Source organism: Candidatus Nitrospira nitrificans (assembly GCF_001458775.1).
Lineage (GTDB): Bacteria > Nitrospirota > Nitrospiria > Nitrospirales > Nitrospiraceae > Nitrospira_D > Nitrospira_D nitrificans.
The window spans coordinates 279,871-298,994 of the sequence record NZ_CZPZ01000001.1 but is presented as its reverse complement, the minus strand read 5'-3'; the positions used below and the strand labels follow the sequence as shown (position 1 = coordinate 298,994).

Sequence of the window (19,124 nt, the reverse complement as noted above, 5' to 3'; positions counted from 1 at the left end):
AGGAGGATGGGTGGTTGACCGATTATCTTGAATGGTTGCCGGTCCTGAAGCGAAGCACGCCAGCGCAGGTGCCTGTTTGAACGGATCCACAACGAAGGAAAGGGAAGGTAGTCATGGGAAGCAATGCTTGTTTATTTTGTAAGACACCGTTGCGCCGGACCTTCGTCGATCTTGGAATGCATCCGCTCTGTGAAAGCTATGTGAGCCAAGATCACCTTGACAATATGGAGCCGTTTTATCCCTTGCACGTATATGTCTGTGAGCAATGCTGGCTTGTGCAACTCCACGAATATGTCAGCCCGTCGGATATCTTCACCGAGTATGCATACTTTTCCTCTTACGCGGACAGCTGGGTGCAGCATGCAAAAAACTACACCGAGATGATCGCGGAACGACTTCAGCTCACTGCCAAGAGTTTTGTGGTGGAACTTGCGAGCAACGATGGTTATTTACTGCAGCATTTTGTCGCCAAGGGCATTCCCGTCTTAGGGATCGAACCGGCGGCCAACGTAGCGGAAGTCGCACGAAAAAAGAATGTGCCGACGCTGGTGAAGTTTTTCGGGAAACAGACTGCGGCCGAATTAGTTGAGCAGGGGAAAAAGGGCGATCTTATCGCGGGAAACAATGTTCTGGCTCAGGTGCCGGATTTGAACGATTTCGTCGGCGGCATGAAACTGTTGTTGGCGCCGCAGGGTGTCGTCACCATCGAGTTTCCACATTTGATGAAGCTGATGGAAGAGAATCAGTTTGATACCATTTACCACGAACATTTCTTTTATTTTTCGCTCCTGTCCGCGGAGCGCGTATTTGCCGCACATGGTCTGGAATTGTTCGACGTGGAAGAACTGTCGACGCACGGAGGATCTCTCCGTATCTATGCCCATCATGCCGATGACACGACCCATCGCATGACGGATCGATATAGTGAGTTAAAGCGGCGTGAGCAAACGGCTGGTTTTGAACGAGCAGAAACATACGCGTTGTTTGGGGAGCGGGTCAAGGAGACCAAGCGAAAGTTATTGGAGTTCTTGATCGAGGCGAAACGAAAAGGAAACGTCATCGTCGGATATGGAGCTCCTGGCAAAGGCAATACGCTCCTCAATTATTGCGGGATACGCTCAGATTTCATTGAATACACCGTGGACCGCAATCCGTATAAGCAAGGGAAGTTTCTGCCGGGTACGCATATACCGATTTATGCTCCGGAAAAGATTCAAGAAACCAAGCCGGACTATGTGTTCATCCTGCCATGGAATTTTCGGGACGAGGTGATGCAGCAAATGGCCTTCATTCGCGAATGGGGCGGTCAATTTGTCGTCCCGATTCCTGAAGTGCGAGTGTGTAATTAGTGCTCAAGTGGAGTAATCGATGATTGTCCCGGATGCTTGGCGGGGGGATGAACAAGCTAACATGGGCGCACAGATGCATCAGCTTATGGCTGAGCTCTATCCGATTTGCCGCAGTCTGACAGGCAACGGAGTTCGTCAGACCTTGCGCATACTCAATGACGTGATTCCGCTCGTCATCCATGAAGTGCCGACAGGGACGACCGTCTTTGATTGGACCATTCCGCAAGAGTGGAATATCAGAGATGCCTATATCAAAAACTCAAAAGGCGATCGCGTTGTTGATTTTCAAAAGTCGAATTTGCACGTCATGGGCTACAGCGTGCCCGTGTCAGAGACCATGAGTCTGGCTGAATTGCTGCCGCGACTCTATTCACTCCCGGAACATCCCGACTGGATCCCGCAACGAGCCTCGTATTACAAACCGAATTGGGGATTTTCAATCGCCCACAACGATCTGGTCAAGCTAACTGAAGATCGATATGAGGTCCGCATCGATTCTACCTTGTCCAATGGTGCGATGACGTATGGAGAATGTGTGATTTCCGGCGAGCAGGCCGACGAGATTTTATTTTCTACGCATATCTGCCATCCGTCCTTGTGCAACGATAATCTCTCAGGGATTGTTATCGCCGCTTATCTGGCCAAGGCCATCGAGGCTATGCCGAAACGGCGCTATACCTATCGGTTTCTCTTTGTTCCGGCTCAGATAGGGTCTCTGGCCTGGCTGGCTCAAAACCAGGAAGTTTGCGGAAGAATCCGGCACGGTGTTGTGTTGGTTGCACTTGGGGATATCGGGTGCTCTACGTACAAGTGCAGCCGCCGGGAAACAGCGGAGATCGATCGCGTTGTTGCACATGTGCTGAAGCACAGCGGTCAGCCCTATGAAATCTTCAAGTTTGTTCCTTACGGATACGACGAACGTCAATATTGTTCTCCCGGCTTTAACCTACCGGTCGGATGTTTCATGCGTTCAACAGGGGCACGTTTCCCAGAATACCATACGTCCGCGGACAACCTTGAGTGTGTCAAACCCAGCTCCTTGGCGGATTCTTATCGCAAATGTATGGAGATTTGTTATGTGCTGGAAGGCAACAGAGTCTTTCGGAGTCTGTCGCCGAATGGCGAACCACAATTAGGCAAACGAGGATTGTATGGCGCTATGGGAGGATTGGCCGGGGGCGGGCGAGGGAATGAGCTTCCACTCCTCTGGACGCTTAATCTTTCCGATGGCTCACACGCACTGTTAGACATCGCGGATCGGTCTGGCCTGTCATTTCGGCAGGTACGGCATGCCGCCGACCTGTTGAGTGAACATGGATTGCTCGAAGAAGTGGGGGGAGGTCAGGTAGAAGCAAAGGGAAGCAATTCATGAAGCAGTATCGACGCAGTTATGCAAAGACCGCTGTCATGGCGGCAATGGCCGGAACGGGATGTTTGTGCGTTGGAGCCATGCTCCTAGGTGCCGCTGTGGTGGATTGGACCGGGATGCAAGCAGTGCTGCTCCTGCCGTTCCCGATTCGTATCGTGGCAGGCGTCCTGTGCCTGGCTGGTGCGTTGGTAGGATACAGCATCGCAGCCGGCGGGGTATTGGCCCTGCGTTATGATGCAAAGGGACGAGCGGTTTTCGAGTAAGCGATGTGACCTGCGATGCGAGGGTATTGTGGAGGAGGCGTCGAGATGGCAGGTAGCTTGGTCGTCGGAGATTGGGTTGAAGTCCTGAGCGCTCAAGAAATTCTCCGGACGCTAGATGAACGGGGAACCATGGAGTCACTACCCTTCATGCCGGAAATGTTGCCGTTCATCGGCCGGCGGTTTCAAGTGTTCAAGCGAGCCACAAAGACCTGCGACACGATCAGTAAACAGGGCTTTCGGCGCGTGAGAGACACGGTGATGCTTGAGGGGCTTCGTTGCGACGGGTCCTCCCATGGCGAGTGTCAGGCCGGTTGTCTGTTGTTTTGGAAGGAAGCCTGGCTAAGAAAAGTTTCCGCCGGAACCGATGTCGAATTCACCTCGGCCTACGCCAAGGGATCAGGCAATCAGCCGGACTCGGCATACCACGAGTTGGCGGCACGTGTTAAGCGTGTCGTTCAGGTCGAGTCAGGTGACGAGCCGACATATATGTGCTTGATCACAGAGATGAAGAAAGCCAGCCTTCCCATGGCTTGGTGGGATATCCGCCACTATGCGGCGGACGTGACGTGCGGAAATCGAACCCTCAAAGAAGTTGTGCGCACGCTTCTTCTTGATATCTTCAATTGGGCACAGAAGAAACGAGGCGGCGTAGGATTCCCCTATATGGAGCCAGGCTTGCTTAAGAAAACACCTGTCGTCAATCTTAACCTGCAGACAGGTGATCTTGTTCGCGTAAAAAAGCCGGACGATATCATGAAGACGCTGGATGGCTACGGCAAAACCAGAGGATTGCGTTTCGATGTCGGCATGTTTCGATATTGCGAGGGAGAATATCGCGTCGTGACGCGCGCATACCGTCTTATCGACCAGAAAACCGGAAAGATGATTCATATGACGGAACAAGCGCCTTGTATCATGCTCGACGGAGTGCTGTGCCACGCGGATTATCAAAAACTCTGCCCTAGAACGGAATATCTATTCTGGCGCGAAGCCTGGCTCGAGAAGGTCTCTTGAGGAATCCATCTGAACGAGAGGGCGGCTCATGAAAGTCGTATTGTTTTGCGGAGGGTTCGGAATGCGGATTCGGGAGTATTCCGAAAACATCCCCAAGCCGATGGTCCCCATCGGGTATCGTCCCGTTTTATGGCATGTCATGAAGTATTATGCCCATTACGGGCATACAGAGTTCATCCTCTGTCTTGGCCACGGCGCGGACGTCGTGAAGAACTATTTTCTCAACTACAGCGAATGTGCGTCGAATGATTTTGTCATGTCGCAAGGCGGCAAGAAGCTCGATTTAATCAACAAGGATATTCAGGATTGGCGCATCACGTTCGCTGATACGGGGACCAATGCGAATATCGCTCAACGCCTGATTGCAGTGAGAAAATACCTGGGGAACGATCAAGAGTTCATCGCCAACTATAGCGATGGCCTGACCGATCTTCCATTGCCGGATCAGCTGGCGCACTTCCGTCGGATGAAGGCCGTGGGAAGCTTTGTGAGCGTCGCTCCGAGGTTGAGTTATCACATGGTGACAGCCCGGGAAAATGGGCTGGTGTCTGGCGTGGAAGAGATGAGTCAGTCTAGCCTGCGCATCAACGGCGGCTATATGCTGTTCACTTCGGCTATTTTTGATTTTATACAGCCTGGTGAGGAACTCGTGCAAGAACCGTTTCAGCGGCTCATCAAGGAACAGAAGTTAGTGGGGTACCGGTATGACGGGTTCTGGGCCAGTATGGATACGTTCAAGGACAAGCAGGTGCTCGATGAAATGTACGCGAAAGAACGGGCTCCCTGGCTCATTTGGAAACAATCCGGTGGGTCTCGGTAGCGAAACGGAAAAACTATGATTCCGTTATTGCAGAAATCTACGCCGGGTTCGAAGTGTACCGTGCTGTGTCTAGGAGCTCACTCGGATGATATTGAGATTGGTTGCGGTGGAACTCTCTTGTATTTGCTCAACACGCATCCTGATGTGGAGGTTGTCTGGGTGGTCTTTAGTGCCAGCCGGGTCAGGAAGAAAGAGGCACTGGCGAGTGCCGCCCGATTTCTGGCGGGCGCCTCAAAAAAAACGATCATCGTCAAGACATTCCACGAGAGTGTGTTTCCCTACTGCGGCCGATCGATAAAACGATATTTCGAGCAACTGAAACAGAAGGTCTCACCGGATTTGGTTTTCACTCATTACCGAGACGACCTGCATCAGGATCACCGTGTGATTAATCAATTCACGTGGAATACCTTCCGCCGGCACTGCATTCTCGAGTACGAAATTCCAAAATATGACGGCGATATGGGCATTCCCAATTTCTTCGTGTCCCTCCCGAACCTTCTGGCGAGGCGGAAGGCGGCGTACATCGTCCAAGGGTTTCCCAGTCAGCAGGGCAAGCAATGGTTCAGCAGCGATACATTTTTGGCGATGCTCCGGTTGCGAGGGATTGAGGCAAACGGCAGCGGGCGGTATGCGGAAGCGTTCTACAGTCGGAAGTGGGTGGTCGGGTGATGGAGTGACGCCGAGGAACCTTGCAGCATGACCGAATGTGTGCCTCTTGTCAGTATTGGATTGCCGGTTTACAACGGCGAGGGCTTTCTTTCTCAGACTTTGGATTCCATTCTGAACCAGACGTGTACCGATTTTGAATTGATTATTTCCGATAATGCGTCTGTCGATGGATCGATCGCAATCGCCGAATCGTACGCCCGGCGAGACGATCGCATCCGAGTCGTTCGGAGCGAATGCAACCGGGGTGCGGCATGGAATTACAAGCACGTTCTCGATCTCGCGCGGGGACGGTATTTTCGGTGGGCTCCTGCTGACGACCTATTCGCTCCCGAATCCCTCGCATGCTGCGTCCAGGTGCTCGATCAACATCCTGAAGCCGTCCTGTGCTATCCGAAGACGACGCTCATCGATGCGCAGGGGCATGTCATTCAGCCGTATGAAGACAACCTCGACCTCAGGCAAGCCAGTCCGGTAGAGCGATATAAAGCCGCAGTCAAACAGATCGGCTTGACGAATGTCATTTATGGATTAATGAGGACCAGCGTGCTCCGGCAGACGCGCCTGATTAGGAGCTTCCCCGGCGCCGATGTCGTGTTCGTGACGGAACTGGCACTGTTCGGGCAGTTTCACGAAATCGACCAGCGGTTGTTTTTCCGACGGATGCATCCAGGGGCGTCCAGCAGCATACAATCGCTGGAGGGCATACAGGCATTCATGGATCCGAAGATCGTACGCAAAAAAACCTTTGCACGTTTGTGGCGGCACCTGTTTGAAGGCATGCAGGCACTGCTGCATGCCCCGCTTACTGTGCGAGAGCGCGCCAGGCTGCTTCTGTTCCTGATGCGAGAGATGATTGCGGCGCGCGACCAATACGTGCAGGAAGTGGTTCTCTTGATGAATCCCCGAGGGCGCGGGGCCGCTCGATAATGAGTCGATCTTACGCATAGGCCTATCTCGTTCCGTCTGAGCACTTCATTCACCATATCTTCAGGAAATGATGCAACCGATCGTATCCGCCTCCACCTCCGAATCGCCATCCACGACTGCCGTGGGGTCGTCGCTTGATCGCGTATTAGTTCGCGGGCTGGCCTGGACTGGCGCGGTGAAGTGGCTGAGTCAAATCCTCTCCTGGCTCTCCACTATTGTCGTGGCGCGTCTCTTGGTTCCTGAAGACTATGGTGTGGTGGCCATGGCTACGGCAGTGTTGGGTCTCATTACCCTCTTGAACGAGTTCGGATTGGGTGCGGCGGTGGTGGCGTTGCGGCACCTTACGAAGGAGCACATATCACAGATTCATAGCCTTGCCAGTTTGTTCGGCGTGGGCGGTTTTCTCTTGTCCTGTGCCATAGCGATTCCAGTAGGACGATTCTTTGATGCTCCAGAAGTAACACCCATTATGATAGCCATGGGAGCTGGGTTAGTTGTTCTCTCCATGCGATCGGTTCCGAGTGCGTTACTCGAGAAAGAATTACGCTTCAAGCTTTTGGCATTTCTAGAGGGGGGACAATCACTGCTGGCCATGCTGACCACGGTCCTGCTTGCTTGGAGTGGGGCCGGATACTGGGCGTTGGTATTAGGCGGCCTGGCTGGTCAAGTTGGCGCAACAAGTGTCATTTGCCTGAGTCATCCCCTCACGTACGCTAAGCCGTCGTGGCAGTCCCTCAAGGAGGCTATTCGATTCAGTTCTCACGTATTGATAAGCCGTATTTCCTGGTACGTGTCCAGCAACTCCGACATCTTCATTGCCGGGCGGGTGTTGGGGCAAGCGCTTGTCGGTACCTATTCATTTGCAGGCACATTAGCCAATGTGCCGCAGGACAAGGTGACGGCACTATTAAGTCGCGTCATGCCGGCGTTCTATTCGACGGTGCAACACGATGTCGGAGCAATGCGGCGCTATTTGCTGTTGCTGACGGAAGCACTCGCATTAATCGTGTGGCCCATGGGAGTGGGAATGTCCCTTATCGCCCATGATTTTATTCTGGTCGTGCTGGGAGATAAATGGAGCGGAGTGATCGCTCCATTGGAAATCCTGGCGTGCTGGGCAGGGGTGCGGTCGATTTTCGGATTAATCGCGCCTCTCTTGTATGTCACAGGGAACTCAAGGATGGCGATGTTGAACGGGCTGTACTGTGTTGCAACCTATCCTGTGGGGTTCTGGATCGGGAGCCACTGGGGGGTTATCGGATTAGCCTGGGCCTGGGTTCTCGTGCAGCCGCTCGCATTTATTCAACCCTATCGGTATGTGCTGTGTGCGACTCAGCTATCACTGTGGGGCTATCTTCGCGCGCTATGGCCGGCGCTCTCCAGCATTGTTCTCATGGCAGCCTGCATCCTCGGAATTCAGCATGCAATCCCTGCTGATTGGCCGCTGATGATCCACTTGGGTATAGAGATTCTGGTTGGTGGCGCCGCGTATCTCATGTCAGTGCAATTATTTCACCGCCGCCGGCTAGTACTGCTCTTGCAGTTTATTCGGGAAAACAGAAAGGAATAGTTCCGTGAGCTTGCAGGCGCAGTCTTCCGTGTTGCAAGAGAGCTCTCGCATGCAGGCGAGAGTGCTGTTTCTGCTTGTTGTCGATGCTGTTGGCGGAGCGGTGCGTGGGAGTAGATAACTGATGTGCGCAATGACTGATACTCTGTTTTGATATCTTGAACAAAGTTTTTCCATGCCCGACCATTCAATGTTTGATTCTCAGTTGTTGTATCGCCGCCAATACATTGCCGGTCCGTCGTTGCCGCGACAGTTTGCGATGTGGCGGCAAATACGGTTTTCTAATGCCTGTATCATCGGTTGTCATCTCGAGCTTGAAGTTACAGAGGCCTCGAATCAGCAGGGGCGCATCGTTTGTCTCGGGCACATTCTGGACCCTCTGCATTGTGAGTACACAAACGGCCAGATCATAAATAATCTGCTTGCCGCCGGGAAAGATTTTGCGGCTCTGGAAAGGGCCCTGTCGATAGTTGGCGGCCGCTGGGTCGTCTTTGTCGAACTCAGCGGTGAAAGGCGTGTCTATCACGACGCAGGCGGGCATAAGTCCACGTTCTGGTATGGGGAGCCTGGCTCAAGAGAAATTTGGATCGCTTCAGAACCGAGCTTATTTGAGGACAGCCTTGGAATTGTCGCTGATGAGAAGATAGTGCTGCAATTTAAGAAGTCGCACTATCAAAACTCATGGGTGTGTGAGGTGACCCCGTATCTCCATGTCCGCCAGCTCCTTCCCAACCATTATTTGGATCTTGGCCGCCGGACCGTCCATCGCTTTTGGCCGTCCGGGGATGTGGTGCCAAAAACACTGGATGATGCGGCCGCAGAGATGGCTGATATCATTCATGGACTGATCGCTGCTGTTGCGACAAGAGGTAATGTCGCTCTTCCGCTGACCGGGGGATACGAAAGCCGCGTGTCGTTTGCCTGCGCGAAAGAACTCCGTGGAAAACTCCCGCTCTACTTAATCGATGCGCCCAATACCCTGTATTACGACAAGCTACTCTCCAAGCAGGTTGCCAGGAAATACGGATTGGAGGTCTCCTACCTTCGATCCCTCCCATTTGATGAACGATTCTGGCGCACCTTCCTCCGAAACACGGCCGAGATGTATTGGGATCAAGGTGCCAACCATATTCCTACGTACGGGCAACATTTCCCCAATTATTATCTTTTGATCGGAGCAATGGGAGAAGTGACAAGGACCTTTTACTACCGGGAGGGAAAACTGCCCGCGGTTATTGATCCACCGCTTCTTGCCTGCGTCACGGGCTATCAAGCGAATGCCGTAGCCTTACAAGCGTTTGCAGAATGGCTTGCTGGAGCGCCTATGAATCTCAATGTTTCTCTACTCGACCTCATCTATTGGGAGCATCGCCAAGGTAATTGGGTGTCTCTTGGCGCAACGGGGTTTGACGCCGTTGGCTGTGACACCAGTTCTCCCTATAACTGCCGAAAGCTGATGGAGCTCGCGCTGGGTGTTGACGTGGAATATAGAAAGCCCCCGCACATTCTCTTGCGGCGAATCGCCGAACTTGCTGCAGGGCCAACGATATTATCAGTGCCCATTAACCAGCATTGGCTCAACGATGCGATCGTGACTGCGGCACGATATGTGCCGTGGCGCGTCAAGTATTGGGCGCAGACGATGAGGATGCGGAGAGCAGGTACGCCGGAATGCTTTCTGGCTGATGCGCGGTTTTTTTAACCTGAATGATCGGCCGACTTGTCACAATCATGGCGCATGGAACTACGAGGAATAATCAGATGGGGATCGCTAGAACAGGGTTGATGGTTGGACTTTGTATCACAGTCGGACTGCTGGCTTTCAAGCTGTATCCGGTGGTGAAAAACAAGATAGACAGCTCCAAGAAGGTCGATCTGATCAATTATCGATATCCCGTTAGTCAGCACGTCATTGACCGGCAAAGTCCGACTAATCCCTGGGCGAAGGCCGTCGGTGATTTCGACGGAGATGGCATCGGCGATTTCATTGTGGCCGGAAGTCATGGCCCATTGGTCATGTACAAGAGTGGAGGACCGGACAAGGCGATCATTAGTTCACGCGACTCATACTCTACTCAGAGTGGAATCGCTCTCGGCGACATCGACAATGATGGAGACGTCGATATCGTGATTGGAGATGTCTGGCTGGAAAATCCTCGTCCAAAGGGAAACGTCGCGGCGTTATGGCCTCTTCATTCGATTGGTGCAGCAGCGACGAATCATAATATTGTGCTGGCTGACTTCAATAAGGACGGCAACCTCGACATCATCATGCGCGGCGAATCGAACTCTCTGGTGACTCTGCTGATCCACGACCCGTCCGGATTTTGGTCTATGAAGACGCTGGAACCCGGAGCCGGGCGCAATGGACTCGCGGTGAAAGATCTCAACGGAGATACCTTTCCGGACATCATTGCGCCGGGTGTCTGGTTGGAAAATCCCCATGGAAACGTGCTGACGAAGGAATGGAAAACACACTTGTTCGGAACCTGGAACGAGTATGCCGCTATCGATACCGGAGATATAGACGGCGACGGGAGACCGGATATTGTGATGTCCGTTTCAGAAAAAGCCGGAAAGATCTCGTGGTTTAAGAACTCCGGAGACGGATCGGGTCATTGGGAAGAACATGTCGTGGACGAGGGGCCCGTCGATTCAGCCCATGCTCTTCAATTGGTGGATATGGACGGCGACAATCTGCTCGATATTGTGACCTCTGAGTTTAGGGGAGGCGGCAGATTGCTGGTGTACCATCAAAAAGACCAGAGAAGGCCGTGGGGCCGGCAAGTGGTAGGCATTCCCTTTCTTCACAATGTCGTTGTTGGTGATCTTGACGGCGATGGGGATCAAGATATCGCTGGGACCGTTACCTTCGACCAGGGCAATGTCGAGGTATGGGAAAATGGGTTAACCACATTGGGCCAGCCTCGCTCGGCAGCGTCCCGGCTGCTGGTGTTTTGGAAAACGGATATCGCGTTTCATGAAAGCATTCCGGATGCGATCAGGGTCATCAGGGAGATGGCGCGGAAGAAGGGGATTGAGGTCGATGATACCAGCGATGCCCATATGCTTGAGGATGCCGTATTGGCTCGATATAAAGCCGTGATCTTTTTATCGACCCAAGGAGAAATTCTAAACCCCGATCAGCGAGCTGCATTTGAACGGTACATCAAAGCGGGTGGTGGATTCGTCGGCATCCACTCAGCCGCGGATACGGAATCAAATTGGTCTTGGTATGGGAAATTGCTTGGCGCCCGGTATGGCGGGAGTCATTCGGCCACTGTGAGAGGAGTTGTCCAGGTTGAAGAGAGTGCCCATGTTTCAACGAAGGAACTGCCGAAGGCTTGGGAGCGTCTTGATGAGTGGTACGATTTCTCTCCAAATCCTCGCGAGAACGGAGTGACAGTTCTTCTCACGCTCGATGAGAGCACATATGAAGGTGGAAATATGAGAGGAGATCACCCGGTCGCCTGGTATCACGAGTATGACGGCGGACGATCCTGGTATACGGCAGGAGGGGCCAGCCCTGAGAGCTGGGCCGATCATCATTTCAAGAATCATGTATGGGGTGGGATACAGTATGCTGCACGGTTCTCAACGGAGCATTCGTAGTGTACTGAGGTTTTGGTGATCCAACATTTCCGATTACGTACCAGCTGAAAAGGCATAGGTCAACATGATCACTGACGGCATTGCGTGGCTTGTCGGGAAAGTCATTGAATACATGAGTGAGCCGTACCAATCATGGGATGCGTTCGTGAATGCCGCTACGCTTGGAATTCGGATGTTCTTTCAATTGGAAAGCAAATTTAATTGGATATATTTCGGAGCAAGCTTCCTTGTCGGCATGGGAGTCTATGCCTTCGAAAAGCGTAAGAGAACACTCGGTGACGGTGTTTCGTTGGCGAGATTCATATTTCCCCGTGAAGTATGGTGGCATCCGTCTGCAATCGTCGACTACAAGTTTGTAGCGATCGATATGACCATCAAATCCCTGACCTATGGACCCATGTTCTCCGGGATGACCCTGTTGTCTTATAAGGCAGCCTTCTATGTCAGCCAATCGACGTGGTTGGGATTTGTATCGCCGATCCAGACTGACCCGGTCATGGTTGCATTCGTGGCCCTGCTTGTGGGGGGACTTTGGAGTGTTCTTTGGGCACTACCTCGCCCATAAGATTCCGCTGTTTTGGATATTTCACCAGATTCACCATTCGGCCGAGGTCTTGACGCCGGTGACGGTTTATCGAGGGCATCCAATCGATGCGTTGATGGCAAGCGTCGTCATATCCATAATTACGGCGTTGGTTGCCGTAACCTATACGACAACGAGCGGCGAGCCGGTGGGGGAGCTCACGATACTCGGATTGAATGCATTTACGTTCTTTTTTTACATGGCAGGACATCATTTGCGGCACTCTCACATCTGGCTTTCTTATGGCCCCATAGTCAGCTGGGTATTCCAGAGCCCGGCCCAGCATCAGATTCACCACAGCAAGGCCCCGAAGCATTGGGACAAAAACTTCGGCTTTGTATTTTCCATATGGGATGCCTTATTCGGGACGCTCTACATCCCGCGTGAAAAGGAATCACTTCAGCTCGGAATCGTCAATGCCAATTCCGAAGACTTTTCCACGGTGTCGAAACTCTATGTTCTTCCCGTTGTGAAGGCGGCGAGATATATCTTAGGGAAGCGGGAAGCCAGGGCGGTCACGATCGGCGGGGTGTCAGCCAAGCGTGATTGAGAAGGCCGGCCAATGGGGTGAGTTCCTTCCTGCCGAAGGACGTCGCCTTCACGTACTGTTCATCGACCCTCGCGTGACTATCCGATAATGGTTCACAAGTAACGGTAATTATCATCGGCGCACAGGGCCTGCCTTGGCAGCTTGCATGTGGATGTTTCTGTGGCGGGAATCCGTATCGACGGATCCAGGGAGCATGCCGCAGGCCTGGTCCTACTTCATCTTTCACCGTGCATGCTGGGAACATTCGTGGGCTACAAAGAACGGGCCTGGTTAAGTCTTTAATCTTCGACTATCTGTTTGTGACGGAAGAAACCGGCATGGTGAATCTGCAAGCCGAAGGTGTTGATCCCGAGAAAGTATTCTCCGTGAACGATGTCAGGATCGATTCGCTTGAGGCCTCGCGGCGCTTATGGATATTCCAGAAATCCTAAGAGGACTTTTCCAGATCACATGTCGTGGATAATTTCTCCATGGCATCCGTCGTCATCCGGGAGAAGACGTGAGAAGGTTGAAACATGAGAAAGGTTTTCATGATTGCGTATTACTTCCCTCCCATCGCCGCAACCGGAGCGATGAGACCGCTCAATTTCTGCCGGCATCTTCCGTCGTATGGCTGGATGCCGAGCGTGTTGGCAACGGATCATGCGTCGGCGCTTCCGCCTCAAGCCTCGGATGCCGATCTGCTTCAGCGGGTTCCAGCTGAGACCGATGTCATTCGAGTGCAACACGGCAACCTCCTTGGGCGTCTGCTGACCTATCGGGATCGGCTCAAACGGATGGTCAATTGCAAGACCAGGACGTTTTTGTCTCAAGCTGCCAGGCCGGGTCGTGCCGATTTGAATGACGGTGCAGACCAGCGGGAGTCGGCGTTCGCCAGGGCGCGGCGTTTTGTGTTTGATGCCTGGTTGAATTTCCCCGACCCCCAGAGCAGCTGGTATGGACCGGCTGTACGGGCAATGGCAGCACAAAGTGACGCCAAACGTCCGGACATTGTCTGGGCAACCGGAGGTCCCTGGACAAGCCTGCTGGTGGGGAAGCGGCTTGCGCAGCAATGGGAGGTGCCTTTCGTGGCTGATTTTCGAGATCCTTGGGTTGGCGGGCATGAGTTTTTCTCGTCCGCGCTTTTGCATCGGCGAGCCGCGCGACTCGAACAATCAGTCTGTGAGGCGGCGAGCCGTGTGATCCTGAACACTGAAGAACTCAGAATTCGTTTTTGCGAACAATACCCTCAATGGCAGACTAAATTCGTGGCCATCACGAACGGATATGCTCAAGAGATGGCACTCCATCCTGCGATCGACAATGCCGTCGCGAATTCCTCAAGCGTGCTGAAGTTCTCCCATTTTGGCACGGTGTATGGCAATCGGAATCCTCTTGCGTTGTTGCAAGCAGTACAAGCGCTGATGAGCGAGGGCGCACTGGATCGTTCCCGCCTGACCCTTCGGTTCGTTGGCGCGTGGGATGTGGACGATCCGATTTGCAACCAGCTCGCCAAGTCGTTGGAAGAGCGTGGAGTACTGCAGCGAGTTCCCTCCATTCCGCATCAGGCCTGCATGAAGGAAATGGCGAAGTCCGATGTGTTGTTGATCCTTCAGCCCGACTATCCGCTGCAGGTGCCGGCCAAGATCTATGAATATGTGACTGCGGGCCGCCCATTGTTTGTGCTCGGGGGGGAAGGCGCCACAGCTAACCTTGTCCATCGACATCGGCTTGGCCAATGCTGTCCAAACCGTGTGTCCGAGGCCAAACGAACCTTGATGGAACTGATGAATGACCGGACAAGCCTTGCGCCCCCGGATCCTGCCGATACGGAACGGTTCAATTACGCCGTTCTCTCCGGACACTTAGCCGATGTATTGGATAATGCCGTTCAGGAGAAATCCCGATGAATGATGCAGGATTCGGACAGGATGGAGCAGGGAGCATCGGGTTGACGGTATCCCGTATTCAGCACACCGAGGAGCAAGGGGTATGGGATCGGTATGTGTGCGATCATTCGGAGGGGACTGGTTATCATTTAGTGGCATGGCGCCAGGTCATTGAACGCACGTTTGGGCATCGCACCGTGTATCTCATGGCGCGGGACGATCGGGGTGAGATCAGAGGAGTTCTCCCGCTGGTGTTGTTGAAAAGCCCCCTGTTCGGCCAATTTCTCGTATCGGTGCCGTATGTGAACTATGGCGGCGTATTGGCGGACGGAGAGCAATCCAGGAGCGCATTGGTGGAAGCGGCAGTCGTCGCGGCCATGGAATTGGGCGCGACGCATATTGAGTTACGGCACGAGGCCGAAGCAAAATTGCCGTGGCCGTGTAAAGATCACAAAGTCTCGATGCGACTCGACTTGCCCGCGCACTTTGATGAACTGATGAAGGCTTTTCCTCCAAAACTGCGGAGCCAGGTCCGGCGTGGATTAAAAGAGGGTATGACAGTGCAGATGGGCGGGTTGGATCTGTTGGATGATTTCTATGCGGTATTTGCGCGAAATATGCGAGATCTCGGGACACCGGTGTACGGGAAATATTTCTTTGCGGATATTCTCCGGTCCTTCCCCAAGGACGCGAAGATTTGTGCGGTTTGGTTGGGTGCCGATACGGTGGCTGCCGGACTGGTCTATGGGTTTCGGCAAACGTTGGAGATCCCGTGGGCCTCTTCCGACCGCCGGTTTGCCAAATTGGCGCCGAACATGTTGCTGTATGGATCGTTGCTGAAATATGCCTGCGAGCAGGGGTACCGGGTCTTTGACTTCGGCCGTTCCACCAAGGACAGCGGGACGTATCGTTTCAAAGAACAGTGGGGAGCCAAGCCGGTTCAGCTGTATTGGCATTATTGGCTGCGCGATGGCGGCCCGCTGCCTGAATTGAATCCACAGAATCCCAAATATGCGCTGGCTATTCGAGTCTGGCAACAGCTTCCTGTGCCAGTGACGACCACCGTCGGACCCTGGGTTGCGAAGTATCTTCCATGAAAATCCAGCGATATCTGGCTCCCACTGCCGCGCCGGTCTCATGGCTCGATGTGATGCGAGGGGGGTGGGGGCTGTTTCAGGGAAGGCGTGCGCGGGCGCGCCGGGAAATGGAATTTGCTCGGTACTTCGGGGTGAAGTATGCGTTTGCGCTGTCGTCAGGAAAAGCCGCGCTGACAACGATCCTCCAGGTGTTGGCTGCAGCCTCCTCCCGACGGAAGGTGATCGTGCCGGCCTATACCTGTTTTTCCGTACCCTCGGCGATTCTTCGGGCCGGATGTGATGTGGTGCCTTGTGATGTTGATCCTGAGACATTGGACTATCGATTCTCTGATCTGGAGGCGCTGGTGAGCGGTGACATTCTCTGCATCGTGAGCCCGCATTTGCTCGGCCAGGCGGCAGACATCCTTCGAACCAAGAGGATTGCCTGCCGCTACGAGATTCCGGTGGTGGAAGATGCGGCTCAAGCCATGGGCGGGACGCAGGGAAACCGTTGGCTGGGCACTCAGGCTGATGTCGGGTTTTTCAGTTTAGGGCGTGGAAAGAACGTGACAGCAGGATCGGGCGGAGTGATTCTCACCAATTCGGACTCGTTAGGTTCGGCGCTGGCGCAGCAATGCAAACAGATTCCAGAAACATCCTGGATCAGCCAAGTGCAAGCGTTTGGCGAAGCGGTGGCAACGGCTATTCTCATTCGACCTTCTCTCTATTGGCTGCCGGCCGGGCTGCCGTTTCTTGGACTAGGAGAAACGAAGTTTGAGTCGGATTTTTCATTATGCCGTCTGGACGGCATGCGAGCGGGTCTTCTCGCATCGTGGCGGTCGCGGTTGGAACAGTCCAATGTCGAGCGGGTGCGCCATAGCCGAGAGATGCTTGATGCTCTGCGGACTTCGCTCGGAAGGCTCGGGCCGACGTGTCGCGAGGCAACTCCCTATCTTCGCGTTCCCGTGATCTTTCCTTCAGCCGAAATGAAAGCGCGGGCATGCCAGGTGAGTGCTGCCTCAGGCCTGGGGGTGAGCGGTCTCTATCCGTCGCCGATATCTGAAATCCCGGCCTTGCGATCGACCTGTGGGACCGGCCGATTTCCAGGGGCGCAGGTCCTGGCTGATCGAATGGTGACATGTCCGGTGCATCACTACGTGACGCATCAAGATATTCTGAATATTGCCGGCGCTCTTCAAGGAGTGGTTGATAATAAGGACCGATTCGCCGGAAAGCCACCGGCCTTGCCTGCTGATTCGGTTCCGGCTACGAAGATGAAAGCATGATGCCGGCCATGGAAATTCTGTTCTGGTTGTCCATCGGACTGATGGGATATGCCTACGTGGGTTACCCTTTGGTCTTGCGTGTGTTGGCGCTGATCCGGAGTCAGCCGGTCAAGAAAGGTGAAGCTCCGTTCTCCGTCTCGTTCGTCATTACGGCCTACAATGAGGAAAAGCGGATCGCGGAAAAACTGGATAACACGCTCAAGCTGGCCTATCCGAAAGAGAAGCTTGAAGTCCTGGTGGCATCGGATTATTCATCTGATGGGACGGATGCGATTGTTCGGTCGTACGGATCTCGGGGGGTTCGATTGGTGCGTGCTCCGCAACGAAACGGCAAAGAAGCGGCACAGAAACTGGCTGTCGATGAAGCAGCGGGAGAGATTCTGGTGTTCTCGGACGTCGCGACAATCCTGCCCGAAGAGGCGATCAAAAATATCGTCAGAAACTTTCACGATCCGTCGGTGGGCTGCGTGAGCAGTGTGGATCGTTTCATCGATCAGAACGGCTGTCCCAGCGGGGAAGGCGCGTATGTCAAGTATGAAATGTTTCTTCGCTCGCTCGAGTCTCGCGTCAATTCGCTTGTGGGCCTCAGCGGATCGTTCTTTGCCGCAAGAAGCGCGGTGTGTAGACAGGCTTGGTCGGAAGATCTGCAGAGCGATTTCAATACGGTGTTGAACAGCATGCGCATGGGTCTGCGCGGAGTGGCTGATCCGGACAGCATCGGATACTACAGGAATATTGCCGATGAACGAAAAGAGTTTGATCGGAAGGTGCGGACGGTTTTGCGCGGTATTTCTGTGTTTATGAAAAGCTTGAGTTTGGTAAACCCCTTTGCGCACGCGACGTTTGCGTGGCAGCTCGTCAGCCATAAGCTATGCCGATGGCTGGTGCCGTTCGAGATGCTGACGGCCTTCGTTGCCAATGCGATCTTAGCTTCCACTCACGCGTTCTATCAGGGGATGTTTTACGCGCATGCGCTTTTCTATGGAGCGGCGTTGTGTGGGCTCCTCATTCGTCCGCTTCAACAATGGTCCGTCATCCGTTTGGCGGCATTTTTTCTGCTCGTGAATGCATCAATTCTCAAAGCCTGGATTCTGTATTGGTCCGGGGAGCGGGTGGTGGTATGGGAACCGTCCAAGCGATAAATAGATTGAAATCCTGGGTTCGTCAAGGTGCGGCCGGATTATATTCTCGCATGCCTGGCTGCCTTTCCCCGTTAAGGGGGAAGGTCTCTATCCTGACATACCATCGGGTGCTTCCCCTTGAAGATGTGCGCATGCAATGTGTGCAGCCAGGGATGTATGTGACTCCTGACATGTTTGAGCGGCACCTTGCGTTCTTATCCGCAGAGTTTCAACTCATTAGTTTCTCGGAATTGCTGACATTGTGGACGGCGCGCCGGTGGGACCCAATGGCCCGGTACTGCGTCATGACATTCGATGACGGGTGGCTGGATACGTATCGGCATGCGTGGCCTGCTCTTCAACGGCATCGAATCCCTGCGACGGTGTTTTTGCCGACCGCCTTTATCGGCACGGATAGATGGTTCTGGCCGGATCGCCTTGGGCTCATCATGCAGAGCCATTTCCGTGGAGCCCTGCCGGAACGGCAGAATCGATTTCGCCGTCTTGTGAAGAATTTCCCGTGGCTCATGCCGGCGATCGATGCGTTTGAGCGTGGCGATACCGATGCGATTGTCGAGTGTTGGAAGGTTCAGCCCCAGGAGCAAATCGACGCGTGCCTTGAGGAATGGCTGGCTGAATCGCAGACGGCATTCCCGTCCCAGCGCGTTCTGATGAATTGGGAAGAGGCCTGTGAGATGTCTTCCTCCGGCGTGGAGTTTGGGTCGCATTCGGTCAGCCATCGTATCATGACGACCTTGTCGCCACCTGATGTGGCGCGAGAAGCTGCTGAATCCATGGCCATGCTTCGGGAGAAAGGTCTCAGTCCTATCCCGGTGTTTTGTTACCCGAATGGAAACTGGTCGCCGCTCGTCGCCGATCAGGTGCGTGAGGCAGGGTATCGAGCCGCTACGACGACGCAATTCGGACATGAGGAGGGAAAGCCTGCGTCCTGGTTCGCGCTCAAGCGCATCAATATCCATCAAGGGATTGCCTACAATGAATCGTTGTTGGCGTTCCATCTGGCAGGGTTCAATGGTTGGCTTTAAT

Annotated in this window: 17 protein-coding genes; all 17 read left to right on the top strand. The window is 53.7% G+C overall.

What is annotated here, in order from left to right:
- The first annotated feature begins 113 nt into the window (after positions 1-113).
- The 17 genes from COMA2_RS01310 to COMA2_RS01235 all read left to right on the top strand — a co-directional run bounded on the left by COMA2_RS01310 (position 114) and on the right by COMA2_RS01235 (position 19,123).
- Entirely contained in the window at positions 114-1,349 is a 1,236-nt protein-coding gene (locus tag COMA2_RS01310; protein ID WP_090893940.1) for a class I SAM-dependent methyltransferase, read from the top strand.
- A 19-nt stretch (positions 1,350-1,368) separates the two neighbouring features.
- Complete coding sequence (locus COMA2_RS01305) at positions 1,369-2,721, top strand: DUF4910 domain-containing protein (RefSeq protein WP_090893938.1); 1,353 nt, start codon at positions 1,369-1,371, stop codon at positions 2,719-2,721.
- A complete protein-coding gene (locus COMA2_RS01300; RefSeq protein ID WP_090893936.1) occupies positions 2,718-2,981 on the top strand; it encodes a hypothetical protein in 264 nt (87 codons plus the stop codon). Before COMA2_RS01305 ends, COMA2_RS01300 begins: the two co-directional genes overlap by 4 nt.
- Positions 2,982-3,026: 45 nt before the next feature.
- On the top strand, positions 3,027-3,995 hold the full coding sequence (locus COMA2_RS01295) for a hypothetical protein (RefSeq protein ID WP_090893934.1): 969 nt from the start codon (positions 3,027-3,029) through the stop codon (positions 3,993-3,995).
- Positions 3,996-4,023: 28 nt separating this feature from the next.
- Entirely contained in the window at positions 4,024-4,815 is a 792-nt protein-coding gene (locus COMA2_RS01290; RefSeq protein WP_090893932.1) for a sugar phosphate nucleotidyltransferase, read from the top strand.
- A 15-nt stretch (positions 4,816-4,830) separates the two neighbouring features.
- A complete protein-coding gene (locus tag COMA2_RS01285) occupies positions 4,831-5,487 on the top strand; it encodes a PIG-L deacetylase family protein (RefSeq protein ID WP_090893930.1) in 657 nt (218 codons plus the stop codon).
- A 27-nt stretch (positions 5,488-5,514) separates the two neighbouring features.
- Positions 5,515-6,414 carry a glycosyltransferase family 2 protein gene (locus tag COMA2_RS01280; protein ID WP_090893928.1) on the top strand — a complete coding sequence of 300 codons (900 nt, stop codon included), beginning with the start codon at positions 5,515-5,517 and terminating at the stop codon, positions 6,412-6,414.
- A 67-nt stretch (positions 6,415-6,481) separates the two neighbouring features.
- Positions 6,482-7,984 carry a lipopolysaccharide biosynthesis protein gene (locus COMA2_RS01275; RefSeq protein WP_090893926.1) on the top strand — a complete coding sequence of 501 codons (1,503 nt, stop codon included), beginning with the start codon at positions 6,482-6,484 and terminating at the stop codon, positions 7,982-7,984.
- A gap of 172 nt (positions 7,985-8,156) precedes the next feature.
- A complete protein-coding gene (locus tag COMA2_RS01270; protein ID WP_139076954.1) occupies positions 8,157-9,683 on the top strand; it encodes a hypothetical protein in 1,527 nt (508 codons plus the stop codon).
- 59 nt (positions 9,684-9,742) lie between these two features.
- The gene (locus COMA2_RS01265; protein ID WP_175304322.1) at positions 9,743-11,593 is read left to right on the top strand and encodes a ThuA domain-containing protein; all 1,851 of its coding nucleotides are present in this window, start codon (positions 9,743-9,745) and stop codon (positions 11,591-11,593) included.
- 64 nt (positions 11,594-11,657) lie between these two features.
- Positions 11,658-12,158 (top strand): hypothetical protein, encoded by a 501-nt coding sequence (locus COMA2_RS19990; protein ID WP_175304321.1) that lies wholly within the window; start codon positions 11,658-11,660, stop codon positions 12,156-12,158.
- On the top strand, positions 12,130-12,726 hold the full coding sequence (locus COMA2_RS01260) for a sterol desaturase family protein (protein WP_175304320.1): 597 nt from the start codon (positions 12,130-12,132) through the stop codon (positions 12,724-12,726). Before COMA2_RS19990 ends, COMA2_RS01260 begins: the two co-directional genes overlap by 29 nt.
- Before the next feature lie 515 nt (positions 12,727-13,241).
- On the top strand, positions 13,242-14,615 hold the full coding sequence (locus COMA2_RS01255; protein ID WP_090893919.1) for a glycosyltransferase: 1,374 nt from the start codon (positions 13,242-13,244) through the stop codon (positions 14,613-14,615).
- Complete coding sequence (locus tag COMA2_RS01250) at positions 14,612-15,691, top strand: FemAB family XrtA/PEP-CTERM system-associated protein (RefSeq protein WP_090893918.1); 1,080 nt, start codon at positions 14,612-14,614, stop codon at positions 15,689-15,691. The genes COMA2_RS01255 and COMA2_RS01250 overlap by 4 nt, the downstream gene beginning before the upstream one ends.
- Positions 15,688-16,956 carry a DegT/DnrJ/EryC1/StrS family aminotransferase gene (locus COMA2_RS01245; RefSeq protein ID WP_090893916.1) on the top strand — a complete coding sequence of 423 codons (1,269 nt, stop codon included), beginning with the start codon at positions 15,688-15,690 and terminating at the stop codon, positions 16,954-16,956. The genes COMA2_RS01250 and COMA2_RS01245 overlap by 4 nt, the downstream gene beginning before the upstream one ends.
- Complete coding sequence (locus COMA2_RS01240) at positions 16,953-18,098, top strand: glycosyltransferase family 2 protein (RefSeq protein WP_245630798.1); 1,146 nt, start codon at positions 16,953-16,955, stop codon at positions 18,096-18,098. Before COMA2_RS01245 ends, COMA2_RS01240 begins: the two co-directional genes overlap by 4 nt.
- A 131-nt stretch (positions 18,099-18,229) precedes the next feature.
- Complete coding sequence (locus COMA2_RS01235) at positions 18,230-19,123, top strand: polysaccharide deacetylase family protein (RefSeq protein ID WP_217490572.1); 894 nt, start codon at positions 18,230-18,232, stop codon at positions 19,121-19,123.
- Position 19,124: the final 1 nt, after the last annotated feature.

Bases quoted from the DNA above. Each gene is read 5' to 3' on its own strand.
- COMA2_RS01310 (WP_090893940.1), top strand. From the start codon at position 114: ATGGGAAGCAATGCTTGTTTATTTTGTAAGACACCGTTGCGCCGGACC.
- COMA2_RS01305 (WP_090893938.1), top strand. From the start codon at position 1,369: ATGATTGTCCCGGATGCTTGGCGGGGGGATGAACAAGCTAACATGGGC.
- COMA2_RS01300 (WP_090893936.1), top strand. From the start codon at position 2,718: ATGAAGCAGTATCGACGCAGTTATGCAAAGACCGCTGTCATGGCGGCA.
- COMA2_RS01295 (WP_090893934.1), top strand. From the start codon at position 3,027: ATGGCAGGTAGCTTGGTCGTCGGAGATTGGGTTGAAGTCCTGAGCGCT.
- COMA2_RS01290 (WP_090893932.1), top strand. From the start codon at position 4,024: ATGAAAGTCGTATTGTTTTGCGGAGGGTTCGGAATGCGGATTCGGGAG.
- COMA2_RS01285 (WP_090893930.1), top strand. From the start codon at position 4,831: ATGATTCCGTTATTGCAGAAATCTACGCCGGGTTCGAAGTGTACCGTG.
- COMA2_RS01280 (WP_090893928.1), top strand. From the start codon at position 5,515: ATGACCGAATGTGTGCCTCTTGTCAGTATTGGATTGCCGGTTTACAAC.
- COMA2_RS01275 (WP_090893926.1), top strand. From the start codon at position 6,482: ATGATGCAACCGATCGTATCCGCCTCCACCTCCGAATCGCCATCCACG.
- COMA2_RS01270 (WP_139076954.1), top strand. From the start codon at position 8,157: ATGCCCGACCATTCAATGTTTGATTCTCAGTTGTTGTATCGCCGCCAA.
- COMA2_RS01265 (WP_175304322.1), top strand. From the start codon at position 9,743: ATGGGGATCGCTAGAACAGGGTTGATGGTTGGACTTTGTATCACAGTC.
- COMA2_RS19990 (WP_175304321.1), top strand. From the start codon at position 11,658: ATGATCACTGACGGCATTGCGTGGCTTGTCGGGAAAGTCATTGAATAC.
- COMA2_RS01255 (WP_090893919.1), top strand. From the start codon at position 13,242: ATGAGAAAGGTTTTCATGATTGCGTATTACTTCCCTCCCATCGCCGCA.
- COMA2_RS01250 (WP_090893918.1), top strand. From the start codon at position 14,612: ATGAATGATGCAGGATTCGGACAGGATGGAGCAGGGAGCATCGGGTTG.
- COMA2_RS01245 (WP_090893916.1), top strand. From the start codon at position 15,688: ATGAAAATCCAGCGATATCTGGCTCCCACTGCCGCGCCGGTCTCATGG.
- COMA2_RS01240 (WP_245630798.1), top strand. From the start codon at position 16,953: ATGATGCCGGCCATGGAAATTCTGTTCTGGTTGTCCATCGGACTGATG.
- COMA2_RS01235 (WP_217490572.1), top strand. From the start codon at position 18,230: ATGCAATGTGTGCAGCCAGGGATGTATGTGACTCCTGACATGTTTGAG.